The 18,105-nt window shown below is 35.0% G+C and carries 11 protein-coding genes; 6 read left to right on the top strand and 5 right to left on the bottom strand.

The genetic code is table 11. The features are described from left to right. Together CW751_RS11305 and CW751_RS11300 are read left to right on the top strand one after the other, a co-directional pair. A partial coding sequence (locus CW751_RS11305) for a fibronectin type III domain-containing protein (protein WP_119782964.1) occupies positions 1–3,114 on the top strand: 3,114 nt, incomplete at its 5' end. A 184-nt stretch (positions 3,115–3,298) separates the two neighbouring features. Then, positions 3,299–6,379: a T9SS-dependent choice-of-anchor J family protein gene (locus CW751_RS11300; protein ID WP_101335142.1), complete on the top strand. Its 3,081-nt coding sequence runs from the start codon at positions 3,299–3,301 to the stop codon at positions 6,377–6,379. Between the two features lie 431 nt (positions 6,380–6,810). Here CW751_RS11300 and CW751_RS11295 read toward each other — a convergent pair whose 3' ends face one another. Continuing rightward, entirely contained in the window at positions 6,811–8,022 is a 1,212-nt protein-coding gene (locus CW751_RS11295; protein ID WP_165779294.1) for a porin, read from the bottom strand. Between the two features lie 240 nt (positions 8,023–8,262). Here CW751_RS11295 and CW751_RS11290 point away from each other — a divergent pair, with 240 nt between their 5' ends. Continuing rightward, positions 8,263–8,937, top strand: coding sequence for a response regulator transcription factor (locus CW751_RS11290; protein ID WP_101335140.1), 675 nt, complete (start codon positions 8,263–8,265; stop codon positions 8,935–8,937). After that, entirely contained in the window at positions 8,934–9,983 is a 1,050-nt protein-coding gene (locus CW751_RS11285; protein WP_101335139.1) for a sensor histidine kinase, read from the top strand. The genes CW751_RS11290 and CW751_RS11285 overlap by 4 nt, the downstream gene beginning before the upstream one ends. A gap of 427 nt (positions 9,984–10,410) precedes the next feature. Here the strand turns inward: CW751_RS11285 and CW751_RS11280 are convergent, their stop codons facing one another. Together CW751_RS11280 and CW751_RS11275 are read right to left on the bottom strand one after the other, a co-directional pair. Beyond that, complete coding sequence (locus CW751_RS11280; protein WP_101335138.1) at positions 10,411–13,311, bottom strand: TonB-dependent receptor; 2,901 nt, start codon at positions 13,309–13,311, stop codon at positions 10,411–10,413. A 68-nt stretch (positions 13,312–13,379) separates the two neighbouring features. Next, positions 13,380–14,666 (bottom strand): hypothetical protein, encoded by a 1,287-nt coding sequence (locus CW751_RS11275; protein WP_101335137.1) that lies wholly within the window; start codon positions 14,664–14,666, stop codon positions 13,380–13,382. Positions 14,667–14,771: 105 nt separating this feature from the next. Here CW751_RS11275 and CW751_RS11270 point away from each other — a divergent pair, with 105 nt between their 5' ends. Beyond that, positions 14,772–16,094: a 1-acyl-sn-glycerol-3-phosphate acyltransferase gene (locus CW751_RS11270; protein WP_101335136.1), complete on the top strand. Its 1,323-nt coding sequence runs from the start codon at positions 14,772–14,774 to the stop codon at positions 16,092–16,094. A 23-nt stretch (positions 16,095–16,117) separates the two neighbouring features. On the opposite strand, the gene CW751_RS11265 is transcribed toward CW751_RS11270, so the two are convergent. Continuing rightward, complete coding sequence (locus CW751_RS11265) at positions 16,118–16,267, bottom strand: DUF2256 domain-containing protein (RefSeq protein WP_101335135.1); 150 nt, start codon at positions 16,265–16,267, stop codon at positions 16,118–16,120. 235 nt (positions 16,268–16,502) lie between these two features. Further along, complete coding sequence (locus tag CW751_RS11260; protein ID WP_101335134.1) at positions 16,503–16,772, bottom strand: TIGR03643 family protein; 270 nt, start codon at positions 16,770–16,772, stop codon at positions 16,503–16,505. Between the two features lie 138 nt (positions 16,773–16,910). Here CW751_RS11260 and CW751_RS11255 point away from each other — a divergent pair, with 138 nt between their 5' ends. Then, a complete protein-coding gene (locus CW751_RS11255; protein WP_101335133.1) occupies positions 16,911–18,101 on the top strand; it encodes a CynX/NimT family MFS transporter in 1,191 nt (396 codons plus the stop codon). Positions 18,102–18,105 lie beyond the last annotated feature (4 nt).

Here is an 18,105-nt window from a genome sequence, read left to right as displayed (position 1 = left end):
GGTGATATAGCAATTGATGATATTTCTATTACTGAAGCCCCTTCTTGTATTCAGCCTACGAATCTTGAATTGTCTTCTTTATCAACAACCTCTGCTGGAATTACGTGGACTGAAAATGGTTCAGCAACAGCATGGAATATTGAATATGGTCCAGCTGGGTTTACACCTACAGGAACAGGGACATCCGTTGGTACTAATCCATACACTTTAACTGGATTAACACCAGATACCGATTACGATTTATACGTTCAAGCGGATTGTGGAAGCGGTGATGTTAGTACGTGGGTAGGTCCTTTAAATTTTTATACTGGATATTGTCAACCTTCAGCAACCAATAATAGCCGTTATATAGACGACTTCGAAACAACAGGTGCAGATGTTAATGTTAGTAATATGGGGTCTGGGTTTGCTTCAAATGGTTATAGTACATATACTACAGATACTATTTACGCTATTAGAGGAACAAATGTGGATTTTACCGCTAACTTTAGTTCGGGTACTTACGGATTCAAAATTTGGATTGATGCAAATAGTAACCTTGATTTTGAGTCTTCTGAAGTAGCTTTTCAAACTTCAAGTTATTCGGGATCACATTCTGGACAATTTACTGTTCCGAATACCGATGGAATTTATCGTATGAGAATTGGTAACTCGTTTACACCAAGTTCTGGACCAGCTGATCCTTGTGCAACTGGATATTCAAGTGGTGAGTTTGAAGATTATATAATCGAAACATACACACCTCCATGTATGCCAGTTTCTAGTTTGACTGTTGCTAACATAACATCAAATTCTGCAGATTTAGGTTGGACAGAAAACGGTTCAGCAACAACTTGGAATATTGAAATAGGTGCAGCTGGATTTACACCAACTGGAACACCTACAAATTCTGGTGTAACCTCAAACCCTTTTAATGCAACAGGCTTGACACAAAATACTGATTACGATTTTTATGTGCAAGCTGATTGTGGAGGCGATGAAAGTATTTGGACAGGTCCATTTAGTTTTACAACATTATGTGATGTTTTTACAGCACCATTCTTTTATGATGTAGAAACAGCAATGGAAACTACAGATTCAGAAATAGAAGACTGTTGGTCATCTGTACCAAGTTATACTTCATCTGATTTTAGATGGGACGTAGAAGGAAGCGGAGGCGGAACAATTTCTTCAAACACTGGTCCAAGTGGTCCTAAAAGTGGTCAATCTTATTTCTACGTAGAAGCCTCTTCAGGAAGTACTGGAGATATTGCTGAATTGTATACACCTACAATTGATGTTACAGGTTTAACTGCACCCGCACTTAAATTCCATCACCATATGTATGGTGACGATATTGATAATTTATCAATTGAAGTTACTGATGATGCAGGAGTTACGTGGAATAATGAGTTAACAATTACTGGTCCTCAATTAACAGCTAGTAGCGATGATTGGATTGTAGAATATGTTGATATTAGTGCATATTCTAATGATATTCAAATTCGATTTTCGGTAGTTAAAGGAGCTTCTTATGAGGGGGATGTAGCAATTGATGATATTTCTGTTATTGAAATGCCAACGTGTTTCGAGCCTTTGAGTTTAGATACCATAAGTACAACAACTACCTCTGTTGAATTAACATGGGTAGAGCAAAATAGTGCTACTTCTTGGGAGATTGAATATGGAATGTCTGGATTTACGCCAGGAAGCGGAACAACCGTTACTGCAGGTACAAATCCTTTTGATGTAACGGGTCTTAACCCAAGCGCAAGCTACGATTTTTATGTAAGATCAGATTGTGGAGGAGGAGATTTTAGTTCTTTCGCAGGACCGATTTCTGTATACACAAGATGTGGTACTGCTGTTGCACCATTCTATGAAGGGTTTAATAGTGGTGATGAACCTCGTTGTTGGGAGAACTTATCTTCAAATACATCAAGCACTAGTTCAAATAACTTTTGGAAGTTTTCAGGACAGGCTGGTTACGCAGCGGCGAACAATGGTAGAGCAGCAGGTACCTTTGCATGGTCTGACGGTTCATCACCTACTCCAGACAGTATGATGTTGATAACTCCAGAAATTGATATCTCACCATTAACGACACCATTTTTAGGTTTCGAATGGTTCAGTAACAACGAAGATTACCCTGGGGATAATGTTCCTTTGTATGTTTCTGTATATGATGGCTCAACTTGGAACTTGTTAGATGTCTTAAGTGGAGATTCTGCTAAATGGCAATTTGCAAGTTACGATTTAAGCGCTTATGCAGGTGGTACAATTAAGGTTCGATTCATGACTGATCAGACTGTTACATCTAATAGCGCTCATTATAATGACATCCTTGTGGATGAAGTAACCATTGATAATTGTGTTGTTGGGTTTGGTCAAGATGGAACTCAGGATGTTTGTCGTACGTCGGAATCAATTGATTTAAATGATGTCGTTACACGACCTAGTAATAATGGTTTCTGGTCAATTGATGGCTATGATCCTTATCTAACAAATGATTCTATATTTACTTATACTTCTTTACCAGCAGGTACGTATGAAGCAAGGTATTTCGATCGTTACGATGTGTGTTACGACACAACAACAGCTTTGATTAATGTTTATAACGAATCTTCAGCTGGAACTGGTTCTTCAATTACTGCATGTAAATTTGAAATGTTGGAGTTATTTAGCCATCTTTCAGGAAATGTTGATATGGGAGGAGATTGGTATGATTACAACGGTAATTTATTGCCGAATGCTAAACCAACTTCTCCAGGAACTGAAGGTCCTTTCGAATATTTATATGTAGTGTCTAATGGCGTTTGTCCAGCGGATACAGCAATAGTTGAAGTGACTGTTGATCTTAATTGTAGTGTTTCTTTGGATAGTGAAACTTTTACAGATATTTCTGTATATCCAAACCCTACAAAAAATCAACTTAATGTTGTGAATCCGTCGAATACTTCATCTTTAAAAGTTGAAATGTTTGATATGAATGGACGTGTAGTATTAACTGAAGATAAAGCGCTTAATAACGCATCTGAAGCTACTTTGTCAATTGGGTTCCTAGAAAAAGGAATTTATACGCTACGTGTTTTTAATGACCAAGGTCAGAAAACATTTAAAGTAGTGAAGCAGTAAATTAATAAAATTACTGTTCAAATAAATAAAATTTAAACGGACGTCTTCTTAAAATGAAGATGTCCGTTCTAAAGATAGTTTTTATGGAAAGCTACAATTCAAATTAGTATTTAAATAGGATGTTCTGTTTATGGATATCCATTACTAATATTTAATTGTGAATAATTATTTTAAACTTAAAATTATGAAAAGAAATTTACTAATTATTCCAATCTTATCGTTCTTGACGATACTTTTTGGAACAAGCCTAAGGGCACAAACATATTGTGTTCCACAAGCAACAAATTCTAACAGATATATCGATGACTTTTCCACAAGTAACGGTGTGCAGAATATCAACAATATGGGTACGGGATTCTCATCTAATGGTTATGGTGACTTTACAGCACAAACATTGGATGTTCAGATAGGTGAAAGTTTCACTTTTAATACCACAGTAGTTGGTGGAACTGCTGGGTTTAGAATTTGGATTGATTGGAGTCAGTCTGGAACTTTTGATGTTGCTTATCAAAGCTCAACTTATGAATCAAGTCATACAGGTACTATAACTGTTCCTACTGGGGCGGCTGTAGGAGCAACAAGAATGCGAATTGTGAGTCATTGGCTTTCATCTTCTGGTGATGTTAACACATGTGAGACTGGATTTACGTATGGGGAATTTGAAGATTATACTTTTAATATTCTGCCAGCTCCTAGTTGCTTGTCTCCTTCAAACCTTTCTGTTTCGAATCTGTTATCCACTTCCGCTGATTTAGAGTGGACTGAACGTGGTACGGCAACAACTTGGAATATCGAACTTGGGGCCGCTGGCTTTACACCAACTGGAACCCCAACTAGTGCCGGAGTAACTTCAAATCCTTTCAATGTAACAGGTTTGACACCAAATACAAGTTATGACTTTTACGTTCAAGCAGATTGTGGAAGTGGAGATGAAAGTACTTGGGTAGGACCTTTTAGTTTTACTACTGCTTGTGCTCCACTTTCTATTCCTTTTTCAGAAAACTTTGCCTCAACATCGACAACTCAAAACTGTTGGACGGTATTAGATGATAATAATGATGGGGATACATGGGACATGGATTATTCCTCAAACTCGCTTTCAGGTGATGAAGTAGCTGCCATGAATACCGACTTTAATGGTGGAGCAAATGATGATTACTTAATTTCACCAACACTTACCTTGACTGGAAACGAACGATTAAGATTTCACTACAGGGTACAAAGTGCTGGTGAACCTAATGATTTTCAAGTATTGTTGTCTACCTCAGGTATTGGTTCCAGTAACTTTACAGATACCATAATGCCTCTAAAGGAAGCTGATAACACTACTTATGAAGAGGAAATAATTTATTTACATTCTTTTACAGGAGATGTGAATATTGCGTTTCATGTTCCAGCAGGTGGTTTGGATGGATGGAGATTATATATTGATAGCGTAGTTGTTGAGACGAGTCCTTCTTGTCCAGAACCTACAGATTTATCAATTCAAAATATTGATGCCACCACCGTAGATCTAGCATGGACAGAAAATGGTTCGGCAACAACATGGAATGTTGAGTATGGTCCTGCAGGATTTACTCCTGGAACAGGAACCTCTGTTACAACTAATCCATACTCTATCTCTGGTTTGACACCAGAAACAGATTACGATTTTTATGTACAAGCTGATTGTGGTAGTGGAGATGTAAGTACTTTATCAGGTCCTTATTCGTTTACAACATTACCTACTTGTCCAACTCCTTTCGACATAATAGTGCTCAATCAAATGTCTACTGCTATTGAAATTGGTTGGACGCAGCAAGGTTCAGGTGCAACAACTTGGAATATTGAGTACGGTGAAGAAGGTTTCGTTCAGGGAACAGGTACTGTTTTGACAGGGATAACTTCTAACCCATATACAGTTACAGGACTAAATGCAAATACACGATATGAATTTTATGTTCAGGCTGACTGTGGTGGAAATGAGCAAAGTGATTGGTCAGCTTCATCAGGTAGTATCTTAACAGAATGTCTTATTTATGAAGCAAATGGTTTCTGTGAAGGTTTTGATATCGACAATTCTCCATATATTGGATGTTGGAGAGTTCGTAACAGTAATTTAGATGGAGACAACTGGCAAGTGAGTACTGCTAACCCTAATACAGGTGCATACTCTGCAATCTTTTCTCCAGGTTTCTCTAATACAGGAGAAAATGATGATTACTTAATTACACCAGAGTTGAACATGCAGGGGATTGAGTATATGAATTTCTATTACAGTGTTGAAAGTGCTTCAAACCCTAATGGATTCCAAGTTTTATTGTCTACATCAGGTAGTGAGGTTGCTGATTTTACTGATACTTTGATGCATTTCAATGTGTACACTAACACTAATTATCTTGATACAACGATTGATCTTACTGGATACACAGGTACCGTTTATATTGCATTCCATATGCCTGATTCAGATCCAAACGCAGATGATATGTATATAGATGACGTGTGTTTTGGTGAATGTATTCCAACTCCTGTTGCAGACTTTGAAAAAGATTTGTGTAGAACTGATGGAACCGTTAACCTGATGGAAGATTTATATAATTTCACAAATATATATGGTGAATGGATCTTCCCGCAAAACCAAGCATCTATTGAACAAGACTCTCTACTGAATGTGGATTATGTCACAAGTGGATCGTATGACCTGACATATATTGTTCAAGGATTATGTCAAGCAGATACTACAATAGCAACAATTAATTTGTATAATGCTTCTTCTGCAGGTAGAGATTCTACCATTACAGTTTGTAAGGAAGAGCCAATTGATTTGTTAGCAGGTTTAGGTGGAACAGTAGATTTAGGCGGTACTTGGATCGATTATAATAACGCTCCATTGTCTACTTCTTACCCGATTGCACCACAGATACCAGCACAATACAATTATTATTATGTTGTAGCCAACGCTGCATGTCCAGCAGATACAGCGCTTTTAGTTGTTAATGTTGATCCGACATGTACGTATGTTTCGGTAACTGAAGAGGAATTCGAAAAAATCTCAGTTCATCCAAACCCTGCGACAGATTTATTGAATATCGTTAATCCGTTTAACGCATCAGCTTTAAAGGCTGAAATGTTAGACATGAATGGTAGAGTAGTATTGTTTGAGGATAAGGCACTTAACAACTCAACTAAAGCTACTTTAGCGATTGACCATTTAGAAAAAGGTGTTTATACGCTAAGAATTTATAATGGTGAAGGTCAGAGAACCTTTAAAGTTGTAAAGCAATAATGAGTTAAATATTAAAATAGAAAAGCCCAAACAGAAATGTTTGGGCTTTTTTTATGGTGTTACTTTTATTGGTCGTCAATAGATGAAAAGGAGGGAAATGCTAAATACTATACCTCTATGTTAGTGGTTGGTTTACTTTTAGAATTTCGCATGTTCGCGACTACAGTTTTTAGATTAATAGTGTTTTATTTGAATTCCCATAATTATACCAGTTTGGTTTTAATAAGATTTCTCCATCTCTAAAATCAAAGACTTTAAAGATGATTGAAATGACAGTCGGTTGGTGTTAAGCTTTTCAAATTTTAAAATAAACTCAGGCAGTGAATTTTGCTTCAAAGTATATTTGAAGCTTTTTTAACATGTACAATAGAGGGGAGTTAAACCTTTCGTATAGTTATGATGGGTTTACCTTAACCATCTTCTAATCTGTATTAAAATCCGAATTCTATTTGCATTCTCCATGTTAGACCATCATCAAAGAACTCGTTCTCAAGATATCCTAAATCAGTTTGAACTTTTAAACTGTGGTTTTTAATATATTTTGAAAACCCTATTAAATAATGATTAAGATTAGGAGAAATTGTAGCCGAATAAGGCCTTAAAGCGGTGTATCGTAAAGATACTTCAAAATTATTTTTGAATAAATAACCAGATTGCAAATTAACTGCGCTTCCTGTGAAGTAGGAATATATTGTCATGGCACCATTGTTATCAAAAATTCGAGGATTATTATCTGATGTTTTTCTATAAACATATTCTCCCATCAAAGAAAATCCGTTATACTTAAACATTAGGTCTGTATAAATTGTCATCAAGTCTTTTAAAACAACATTATTCGGAAAGAAAAGACCTGTATTACCTCGACTACGTGAAACCCCAGTGTTTTTATCGAAAGCAATAGCGTAAGCTAATTTAGGAGTTTCTTCTCTGTAAACATCTGCACCTACGTAGGCTCCGCCGTTTTTAAATTGTCCAAAAGGCATGATTTCAGCTTTAAAAGTAGTTTGATAGCCACCAAGATTGCCCGAAATTATATTTCTGCCTTCTCCTTGTGTGAAAGCTGCACTAAGCTCAATTCCAAATTGATCTCCAAGTGTTTTGTCAAAATGTAAACTCGCTCCAATGTCTCTGTCCAATGTGAATCGGCTATTTAATAAAGAACGATCCACAAATTGTAAATTGGCAGAAGATAATAGACGTTCTCTATTTCCCGCTAATTTGAATTGCCCTACTTTTAGAGAAAAGGGTTTGTAAAAATTCCATTTTAAATAGGCATCCAAAACAATATTTCCGCCCTCACCGTAATAACTTTCGCCAGAGTGGTCAGTATCGCGATTAGCCAACGCTAATTCTATTTTGTATTTTAATTTTGGAGAATAGGCAAATCCGTCAAACTTTACACGTGCACGACGAATGAGAAAATTGCTAGATAAATCACCTATATTATTGAAATCATCATTCCTAACACTCCAATCACTAATAAATAAAGTTTGAAACCTTACCGAAGCGTTCATTGAAAATGATGAATCTTTTGCTTTATAGGTAAGTCCTTCACCAAAAGTATAATCTGAAAGCTGTGAAAACACAGTGTTATTTAAAACTATAGCAAACCAAAGAATTAATAAGACTTTAATATTTTTCATGTTTTTATTTTTCATAACAGTTGATGTGATGAAAATTAATGAATTAATGACGTTCATATTAAATCACATTTCCCATAATTATGTGCCAAATATACAGTTATGGTAATAAATTCACATTGATTTATTTGAAAGTTAATGTTAATTTAACATTCATCTTATATTGTTAACCTAATCGTAAAATATCGTTAATCCTGATGGGTGCACAACCACTTAACTTTGTTGGGTATAAAAACAAATAATATGATAACTAAAGCAACCATTCTATTAGCGGATGATGACGTGGATATTTTAGAAATGATATCTTATAACTTAAAAAAAGAAGGATATAACGTTTTTACTGCTGGAGATGGCGAAAATGCAGTAAACCTATGTAAGGAATTTCATCCCGATTTAGTTTTATTAGATGTTATGATGCCAAAGATGGATGGCGTTTTAGTTTGTGAAACTATCCGAAATTTAGATTTGCCTTTTCAACCTATAGTTGCTTTTCTAACCTCTAGGGCAGAAGATTACTCTCAAATTGCAGGTTTTTCTGCCGGAGGAGATGATTATATCAATAAACCCATAAGACCAAAGGTGTTAACGAGTAGGATAGAAGCACTTTTAAGGCGAAAACCAACTGTTGAAGCTAAGCAACTAGAAGTAGATTTAAGGTTAGATTCGGATCGGTATTTAGTGTTTTTCAAAGGAGATGAATTATATTTACCCAAAAAAGAATTTGAATTATTGGGGTATTTAATGAAAAACCCAGGAATTGTTTTCAATAGGGATCAAATCTTAAATGAAGTTTGGGGAGATGACACCATTGTAGGTGAAAGAACTGTTGATGTACATATTAGGAGACTAAGAGAAAAAATAGGTAATAACTATATCCATACAATTAAAGGCGTGGGATATACATTTGATGAAAGATGAGAAATATTAAACCAGTTCACATTCTATTGATTGGGGCGATTGCTCAAATCGTATTCGTTGCTGTACTGCTTATGGTTTATAGCACATACGTTGTTGAAGTGTCTTTTTTTTATCAGTTAATTATTGCTGTAGCTAGTGGCTTATTATCGTTTGGCTTGGGGTATATTTTATTGAAATACTTTATTGAAGACCGAATCCAAAGTATTTATAAAATCATTGACCATGGTAGTACTGTTCAGGTTGCTAAACCAAAAATAAATCTGAATGAAGATATTATTGATAAAGTAGCTGACGAATCTATGCTTTGGGCGGAAGAGCGAAATAAAGAAATATTAAAGCTTAAGGAACAAGCCGCATTTCGAAGAGAATTTTTGGGAAATCTTGCCCACGAGTTGAAAACTCCGGTGTTTAGTATTCAAGGATATATTTTAACGCTTTTAGAAGGAGGATTAGAAGATGAAAAAGTAAATAGGAAATTTCTAGAAAGGGCTTCTTTTGCAACAGAAAGAATGACAGAAATTCTTGAAGATCTCGATCAAATTATGAATTTAGAGGTCAATAAAGTTGCTTTGAAAATAACATCTTTTGATATTGTTAAACTCACCCAAGATATTATTAATTCGTTTGAAGAACAGTTCGAAAATAAATCAATTATTGTAAAGTTGGAAAGAAAATATGATCCTATTTACGTTTTGGCTGATCGGCCAAAAATAGCTCAGGTTTTTTCGAATTTAATTGCCAACTCTATTAATTACTCTAAAGAAAATGGAGCAACTGTAATTCGTTTTGAGATTGTTAACCAATCTTTAATTACAGAAGTATCCGACAATGGAATTGGTATCCGAGAAAAAGATTTACCTCGATTGTTTGAAAGATTTTATCGTGTAGAACAAAGCAGAAATAGGAATGACGGTGGTTCTGGTTTAGGTTTGGCTATTTGTAAACATATTATTGAATCTCATAATGAAACCATAACCGTTAAGAGTGAGTTCGAAAAGGGAAGTACTTTTTCTTTTTCTCTTAAACTAGGTTCTAAACCGGTTTAATTATTTTCTCTCTAGCTTTAGAATGTTTTTGTTTGCTTCGAAAAACTAGACTTATCCCAAATTATTCATCAACTTTAATCTTTAAAAATGATAACATTTGTAAGTCAAGTTTTTAGCTGTATTTCCTGTAAAGTTTGAGAAACCCATTATGGGTACTTGTGTATTTGTAAGATTTTGATTTAAAATTAAACGCATGAACCGAGCCTGCGAGCTCAACGACTAAAGGAGTTAATAATTTAGGTTGTTTTGTTGTTGACCTTCTGTTTTGCTTCCACTTATTGTCTTTTTTCATTGCCTAATTCTTATAAAATTATTTTGAGTTTTCCTTAATCATACTGTGAAAAAAGAAAATACGTACATCATTTAGACATACGTACCTTCTTTTGTTGCTAACTGTTTTGAATCTTCTCTAAAGAAACTAAGTAGATTAAAAACTATAACTCATTTTCAAGCTTACAGTTGTTCCTTGGCGTATAGAAAAGAAGTATTCATCTTGAGATTTATATGATTTGAATATAGCTTCTTTTTTAGTGTTTAATACGTTTTTCAACATGATTCCAGCATTAAATTGGTCCTTCTTTCCAAAACGTTTCGAAGCATTAAGGTTTAACCCATGAAAAGGAACGGTATATATATCTGGACGATCTGCAATGCCTGAAAAAAGAAGTGTTTCTCCTTGTACATTGTAATAAACACCTAAGTTTAGGTTTTTACCAAATCCTTTCGACCCACTGTACTCAATGCCCCCGTTAATAATCCAAGGTGCTTGACCTGCCATGTCTCTATATTCACTTATTTCTTGTCCTACTCGGGCATTGGTCACTCTAGAGTCATATTCAGTCTTACTCAACTCTATTTTTGACTCCGTGATTGTTACATTAAAAGCTAAATTAAAGTTATCTAATCGCTTCGATATGAACTCTAGAGATTGTCTGGCCTCTAACTCTATCCCTAAAACGGTTCCGTTTCCAACATTTCTTGGTTGAAATGAACCAGCTTGTGATGCAAATTGTACTACTTCGATTGGGTTATTAAACATTTTGTAAAATCCACTGATCGAAAATGTTTGACCTCTTCCATGGAACATTTCCCATCTTAAATCAAAGTTATGAATAGTTGTACTCACCAAATTTCCATCCCAATATTCTACTCCTAGGACATCGTTAGCATCTCTAAACAATCCTCCGATAAAGGTTCTTCCTGTTATCGGATCTAAAATCTCAGAATATGATAATTCTTTAAATGAAGGTCTTGCAGTAGTCTTCCCATAAGACATTCTTATGTTTTGTTTTTCAGAAACTGAGTATACAAGATTCATTGAAGGGAAAAACCCTAATTCTTGTAATACAACATCGTTATTCAGCACCTTAGTTCCTAATTGGTCTCTTCCTGTGTATCTTTGAGCGTATAATTCACTTCTCACCCCTAAAATTATTTTTAGTTGTTGAACAGGAGTGATCTCTGTTAATGCATATATTCCTGATGACATAACAGAAGATTCAAATTGATTTGGATTTACCGGAATAAATGGCGTTTCAAATGTAGTTCCTTTAGAGATGTCGCCATTATATGGCCATAAATTTTCTTCAGCAAACAACTCATTTGGATCACCTGTTAAATCTACATTTCGAACGTTGATTGAAAATGATCGAATTGTGAAATCACGCTTTTTATAGGTTTGCATTCCTCCGAGCTTGAATCTACCTTCATTTCCAAAAATGCTTAAAGTTTTTGTTAAATCTATTTTTGCTGAGGTATTCATTTCGTCTAATTCCCTCCAAATTCTTTCTGGAAAACCAGATTCTGTTCCAATATTAAAACTGCCATCATTTCTTTCCTCATAACGTGTAAAACGAATATCTGGATGATCAATGGATGAAAGGGATATTGATGAAGCCCAATCTAACTCCCAATTCTTATCAGTGAATTTATGATTTCCAGATAAAATAACATTTGATAACGAACGTTGAGTATATTCTAAGTTATGCTGAAAACCTGAAAAAACTGCGCCTTGATCAGTTTTGTCATAATCAAAGATCCCTGCGGTTGAAGTTCCATTTTGTAAATGCATGATATTGAAGTTATACTTTGATTTATCTGTATTTAAAGTTAAACCTAACATCCCACTCAATAAAACATTGTTTTCGCCATAATTTCCTTCTTGAAGTTCTCTAACCTCCATTTCATTAACTTCTCTATCATTTGCTAAACCGTATCTCGAAAAAACGGCATCTTCATAGAATTTTGTCTCATTTTTATATGACACATTAAAGTTGTAACCTATATTGTATCCTTTCTTCTTAAAAAAGTCACCTACATTAGCATCAATGCCTATATCCATTAAAGAATTCGACTCCATAGCTGATAATTGAGGGTCGAAAGACCTTAGGATTTCTTGATAACGTTGCCCTTCTTGTCCATCTGGATTAGAAACACTCTCTGCAAAGAATGGAATATTATTTTCTGCTGGAATTTCACGTGAACTATTCCCAAAAGCAATAACATCAGCACTACTTTTTTCATATGTTAAATAGTTGTCTTTAAAATGATAATTTGGATTAAAAGCTGTACTCATAGAAATGCTTCTTGTTCTCTTTGTTGCAGCACCATTTAAAGAAACATCAATTAAACCACCTGTGAAATCTGCTGGCAAATCTGCTGATGATGATTTGTAAACCACTATGTTGTCAATGATTTTTGTAGGGAAAATATCCATTTGAACTGTATTTCTATCTGGATCTAAACCTGGAACTTCTAATCCGTTTAATAATGTCTTACTATAACGATCTCCTATTCCGCGAATAAAAATATATTTACCATCACTTAATGAAACACCGGGTATTCTTCTCATTGCAGCTCCTGCATCTGAATCTCCAGTTTTCTTGAATTTTGCAGAAGACATTCCATCAATCATGTTCGTTGATTTTTGTTTCAACGAAAGAATTGCATTTTCGGTGTTTGTTTTTCGACTTCCTGAAATAACAACTTCTTCGAAATCACTTATATCAGCACTAATATTCAGGTTTCCTAACTCTGTTTTATTACCTGATTTAACCTCTATTTTATTAATGATTAAACTGTCATATCCCATATATGTTAATTTTAAATCATATATTCCTGCTTCAACGGATATAGAAAATTTACCATCTAAATCAGAATAGGCTCCAATTTTATGATTTTTAACCATTATCCGAACACCAGGTAATTTCTCTCCGGTGGTTTCATCTGCAATCTCTCCGGTTATACTCCCTTTCTGAGACAGTACAAATCCAGATAACCCTAAAAATACTGAAAAAACAAAAAATAAATTTAATCGTTTTAAAATCATGGCATTATATAAATATAAAAAGCGAAACCCAAGAGTGTTTCTCTTAGGCCGCTTTAGTGTAAATAGTATTAAAAGTTTGTGAGTTCACCTCTCTTATCACAAAGTGTCCATCCTACAAATACAGATGCATCTGCACCAACCGTATTTGCGCCTTCTGCAACACTTGTAGCATCTGAATCTGTTCCATTTTTAAATACCTCCGTTAATGCTACCCCATTTGGAAGTGTAACCTCAATATTTGTGAAGTTTAAATCTCCATTAGTGTAGTTATCAATTGATAGCTGACCACTCAATGAGAAATCTCCTCTACCATCAGTTGATGGGTCAGGGAATCCAAAGAAGTATATATTCTCTACATTTGTTCTTGCTCCATCTCTAAAGTCTGCTAATTCTGTATTAGCTCCTCCTTTGATCGAACCATTTTTTAAGGTATGAGCTGCTAGGAATGATCCTTCTGGTCCATCAACCTCTAATGCGTGGTCTGTACTTTCTCCAGATATCACTATAAAGTTATCTAAAGTTCCACTCCATGCTTGGTCCGTATCTATTGCATCATCTCCTGCATTCCAAACTATCACGTTTTTAGTGTTTACTGTTCCTCCAAACCATTCAACACCGTCATCTTGATTAGAAACAACTTCAATGTTTTCAATTACAGTTCCAGTTCCAACACCACCAAGGGTAAGCCCATTTATTTCGTTGCCTTCTCCAATGTTTGCACCTCCATGCCGAATGGAAATATATTTGAGAACTCCAGAGTTATCAGATGGGTTTGAACCTCCATACAGTCCATTTTGATCTGATGGTGGAATGCCTTCTATTTGAATGGATGGGTTATCTGCCGATATCGGAGCATTTCCCAAAACGATAAGTCCTCCCCAAAGTCCATCTAAATCAGAACTCATGTTTGGACTATCAATTTGTCCTGGTGTGATTTCGTCTGCTATTGTTGTAAATATAATTGGAGATGTCGCTGTGCCTTCAGCCATTAACTTAGCTCCTCTTGCGATAATTAATACTGTTGCATTTGGCCCTGTTCCAACTTCACCTTTTATTATTGTTCCTGGCTCAATAGTTAAAGTCACTCCTGCTTCAACAGTTACTCTCGTATTTAATACATAAACTTTGTCATTTGTCCAGGTAGTATTTTCAGTGATGTTCTGCGAAACCATAATAGTTGAACTGCTATTTCCTTTTTCCTTTTCATACTGGCATGAACCATCATCTTTTTTTGCTTTTTCACTGTAGTTGATTGCAGTTTCATCAGTACAACCTTCTTTTCTGCACGATGTAGCTGTAAGACCGATAGTCAACAGTAAAAATACACCCGCATAACTCAACTTTTTTGTTTTCATTTGTTTTTATTTTTTAATTTTAGACAAAGATGCTGATGAATCGAACCTTTCTTGTTGCTTAAAAATTAATAGTATATTAAATGTATATGAACAGATATTGAATTTATGCTCTATCGAATTTTGAAATTTATTATTGGATTAGGAATCCGTTTGTATTACAATGAAATACGTGTAAATAACAAGCAATTTCTAGGTGATGGTACAAAACCAACAATCATTATAGCTAATCATCCCAATACGCTAATGGATGCCTGGGTGATTGGAATGATATGTAAACAACCCATATATTATATGGCTAAAGCAACACTTTTTGATTCCAAGTTTAAATTAAAATTATTGACTTCTTTAAATATGATTCCCATTAATAGAAGAGGAGAAGGAATCACAAAAGGAGTTGATAATGACGATTCATTAAGCGCTTGTTATGATTTGTTGAGTGATGGAAAAACCTTAGTCATTTTTCCTGAAGGTACCTCGTATAAAGAAAAAGTTTTAAGAGAATTGAAAACGGGGACGGCTAGAATTGCTTTAGAAAGTGAAAAAAGAAATGATGGTCAACTTGATGTTCAGGTTGTTGCTGTTGGAATTAACTATTCTCAACCTGAAAGATTTCGTAGTAATATTTACATTGATATCGATGCGCCGAAAAGGGTAATGAATCATTATAACTTATATTTAACTGATCCCAGAAAAGCAGTTCACCTCTTGACAGATGAATTCCGTACACGCCTAGAAAAAGTGTTAGTGACAACAGAAACTAAAGAAGAAGAGGAGTTGCTTGATGAAATTTACAAAGTGTTGAATACACGGTATATTTCTTCTGACCAAAAAGGGGTTGAGCGTCAGGTGAAAGAAATGAAAGATATTAAAAATCAATTAGACGAAAAAAAACTTATACAGCCGTGGAGAGTAGATGAAATACGTCAAAAAATGAAATCTATCAATTGGAAGCTTGAAAAAATGCATATTCGATCAGATTTTTTAGATAGAAAGTTTCGTTCTTTGATGTTCTTTAGACAAATACTAATTTCTTTGCTCTTTATTTTAGTAGCTTTGCCACTCGCTCTTTTTGGAATAGTGCATAATATCGTTCAGTATTTGTTTACAGATTGGCTGGTGCCTATACTTTCAAAAGATATTGAATATTACGCTCCTCTAGCAATTTTAGTAGGTATCATTTTGTATCCAATTTCATATACTGTTTTTGCATTTGGTTTTTATGAAATCTTTCAATTGACGTGGATTGGCATGATCATTTATGTTCTTCTTATGCCAATAACTGGAATTTTTGCCTATTGGTTTTTTAAATATTTAAAACATATTAGCTATAAATGGCGTTATATGTTGTTAATGGTAGACAGAAAAGATACCCTTAAAGAGTTACAGGTCGAAAAAAATAAAGTAAAAAGTTTACTTTTTGATGACTAACAGATTAAATGAATAATTTCGGATTAAGTAGTATTAACAGTCTTATTTTTGTTTCTTCTGCAGCGCTCGCTGCAATACTTCACACTCTCCCAATTCTTTTCCCATTTCTTTCTCCAAGTGAAGGGCAAACCACAAACTGGACAAATCTTCGTGGGTAAATGCTGTTTTTTCATTTGAACTTTGGAATTTCGTTCGTTTTTATATGACCAAAAGCATTAATTTTGTCTAATGCATAATAAGTTCCTAATCCTGAAACACCAACACAATCATAAGAAGCTTCATATCCTCTAGAAATGTAAGGACTTAAATAAGAAACTGCGCCATTTTGAAAATTTCTTGTGGCAGTATATTTTTCGGGATTAATTTGCTTAATCCTTTCTTCTATTGCGGATATTTGAGTTGGAAAGTCTATCGTTTTGATATTTTATTGTTAGAAATATGTTTTTGTCTAGAACATTTGAAACGCTCAATGTCACCGCTGCGTTTTTTCCTGTGCTTCTTGCTCACTTTACTGTTCACACGTTTTCTCCAAAGATTAAAAGAACTTCTTTTCAAGGTTTTTCGCATGAGTTTGATCACATCCGATTCTGCATAACCAAACTGAAATTCTATGGCTTCAAAAGGTGTTCTGTCCTCCCATGCCATCTCAATAATTCTGTCTTTTTCTCTTGTCGTCATGTAATTTGTAAACTTTAGGTTCGCATAGATTTAACAACAAAAGCTAGAAATGGTTTATGGAATTCTTAATTGTTAAAAATCGAAGGGGACAGGGATGCTCATAATAAAACCCTACTTTTGCATGCGTAATATTTTTAAATGGAAAAATTAGACGAAAACGGACTTTCTAAAAACGCGAGAGTACTTCTTTTGGTGGGAATTCTCTTTGTGGCCATTAATTTGCGTCCTGCACTTTCGGGTATAGGTCCACTCGTAGATCTTATTCGAGCTGATATTGGTCTTTCAGAAACCCTATTAGGTTTATTAACTACCTTGCCTTTACTCGCCTTTGGTGTTGTTTCTACAATAACGCCATTGTTTACAAAACGTTTCGGAATTGGTAATACCTTATTGGGTGCATTAGTATTATTAACATCTGGAATTATAATTCGGTCTTTTGGAGATGTTTTCTCTCTTTACTTAGGAACAACAATGTTGGGAATTGCTATTGCTTTTGGAAATGTTTTGATTCCGGCCCTCATAAAAAGAAACTTTCCGCATAAAGCGGGTATCGTAACGAGTTTATATTCTGGGATTATGTCATTGGGAGCTACGGTCGCGGCTGGATTAAGTGTTCCTTTAGCCATTGAGCTTAACTTAGGTTGGAGAGGTTCGTTAGTCGTATGGGCAATCCTTTCACTTTTTGCACTTATTATTTGGATACCCAATATAAAAAGGATTAACAGAACACCTCCAAGACGAAGCTTCAAAGAAGCCATGAAAAAGTTAAGTGGATCTCTACTGGTTTGGAAATTAGCCTTGTATATGGGGTTGCAATCTTTCGCTTTTTACACAATTCTAGCCTGGTTACCCGCAATACTCATTTCAAGAGGATATGAAGCTTCTTATGCAGGTTGGATGTTATCTCTATCGCAAGCAACCGGAATATTAGGAGCCATTCTTATTCCCGTTTGGGCAGGAGCCCGCAAAGACCAACGTTTAGTTATATTTATTTTAATTGTTGTTGAAGTAATTGCAACAGTTGCTTTAATGATTCCAGGTTTAGGGTTGGTCGAATTATGGGTAGGAATGATTGGAATGGTATTGGGCGGAACTTTTGGTTTAGCATTATTACTTATTGTGTTGAGGGCTGGAGATGCTGAAACTGCAGCCGAACTATCGGGAATTGTACAATCTATTGGGTATTTTATAGCTGCAACAGGCCCATTTCTTGTCGGATTGATTTATGATCTCACAGAGGTGTGGAACTATGCTTTGGGATTGTTGATTTTCATTGCGGTTATAAAACTTGTTATGGGAATAGGAGTAGGGAAAGATCAAAAAGTTTAGCGAT

The sequence above is a fragment of the Brumimicrobium salinarum genome (assembly GCF_002844555.1).
Classification (GTDB): domain Bacteria; phylum Bacteroidota; class Bacteroidia; order Flavobacteriales_D; family Crocinitomicaceae; genus Brumimicrobium; species Brumimicrobium salinarum.
This window is presented reverse-complemented; position numbering and strand designations above follow the sequence as displayed.

What these genes read in the sequence shown, in the direction of transcription:
- CW751_RS11260 (WP_101335134.1), bottom strand. Translation starts at nt 16,772, where the DNA reads ATGACGACAAGAGAAAAAGACAGAATTATTGAGATGGCATGGGAGGAC.
- CW751_RS11265 (WP_101335135.1), bottom strand. Translation starts at nt 16,267, where the DNA reads ATGAAAAAACAGCATTTACCCACGAAGATTTGTCCAGTTTGTGGTTTG.
- CW751_RS11295 (WP_165779294.1), bottom strand. Translation starts at nt 8,022, where the DNA reads ATGAAAAATATTAAAGTCTTATTAATTCTTTGGTTTGCTATAGTTTTA.
- CW751_RS11280 (WP_101335138.1), bottom strand. Translation starts at nt 13,311, where the DNA reads ATGATTTTAAAACGATTAAATTTATTTTTTGTTTTTTCAGTATTTTTA.
- CW751_RS11255 (WP_101335133.1), top strand. Translation starts at nt 16,911, where the DNA reads ATGGAAAAATTAGACGAAAACGGACTTTCTAAAAACGCGAGAGTACTT.
- CW751_RS11290 (WP_101335140.1), top strand. Translation starts at nt 8,263, where the DNA reads ATGATAACTAAAGCAACCATTCTATTAGCGGATGATGACGTGGATATT.
- CW751_RS11275 (WP_101335137.1), bottom strand. Translation starts at nt 14,666, where the DNA reads ATGAAAACAAAAAAGTTGAGTTATGCGGGTGTATTTTTACTGTTGACT.
- CW751_RS11270 (WP_101335136.1), top strand. Translation starts at nt 14,772, where the DNA reads ATGCTCTATCGAATTTTGAAATTTATTATTGGATTAGGAATCCGTTTG.
- CW751_RS11300 (WP_101335142.1), top strand. Translation starts at nt 3,299, where the DNA reads ATGAAAAGAAATTTACTAATTATTCCAATCTTATCGTTCTTGACGATA.
- CW751_RS11285 (WP_101335139.1), top strand. Translation starts at nt 8,934, where the DNA reads ATGAGAAATATTAAACCAGTTCACATTCTATTGATTGGGGCGATTGCT.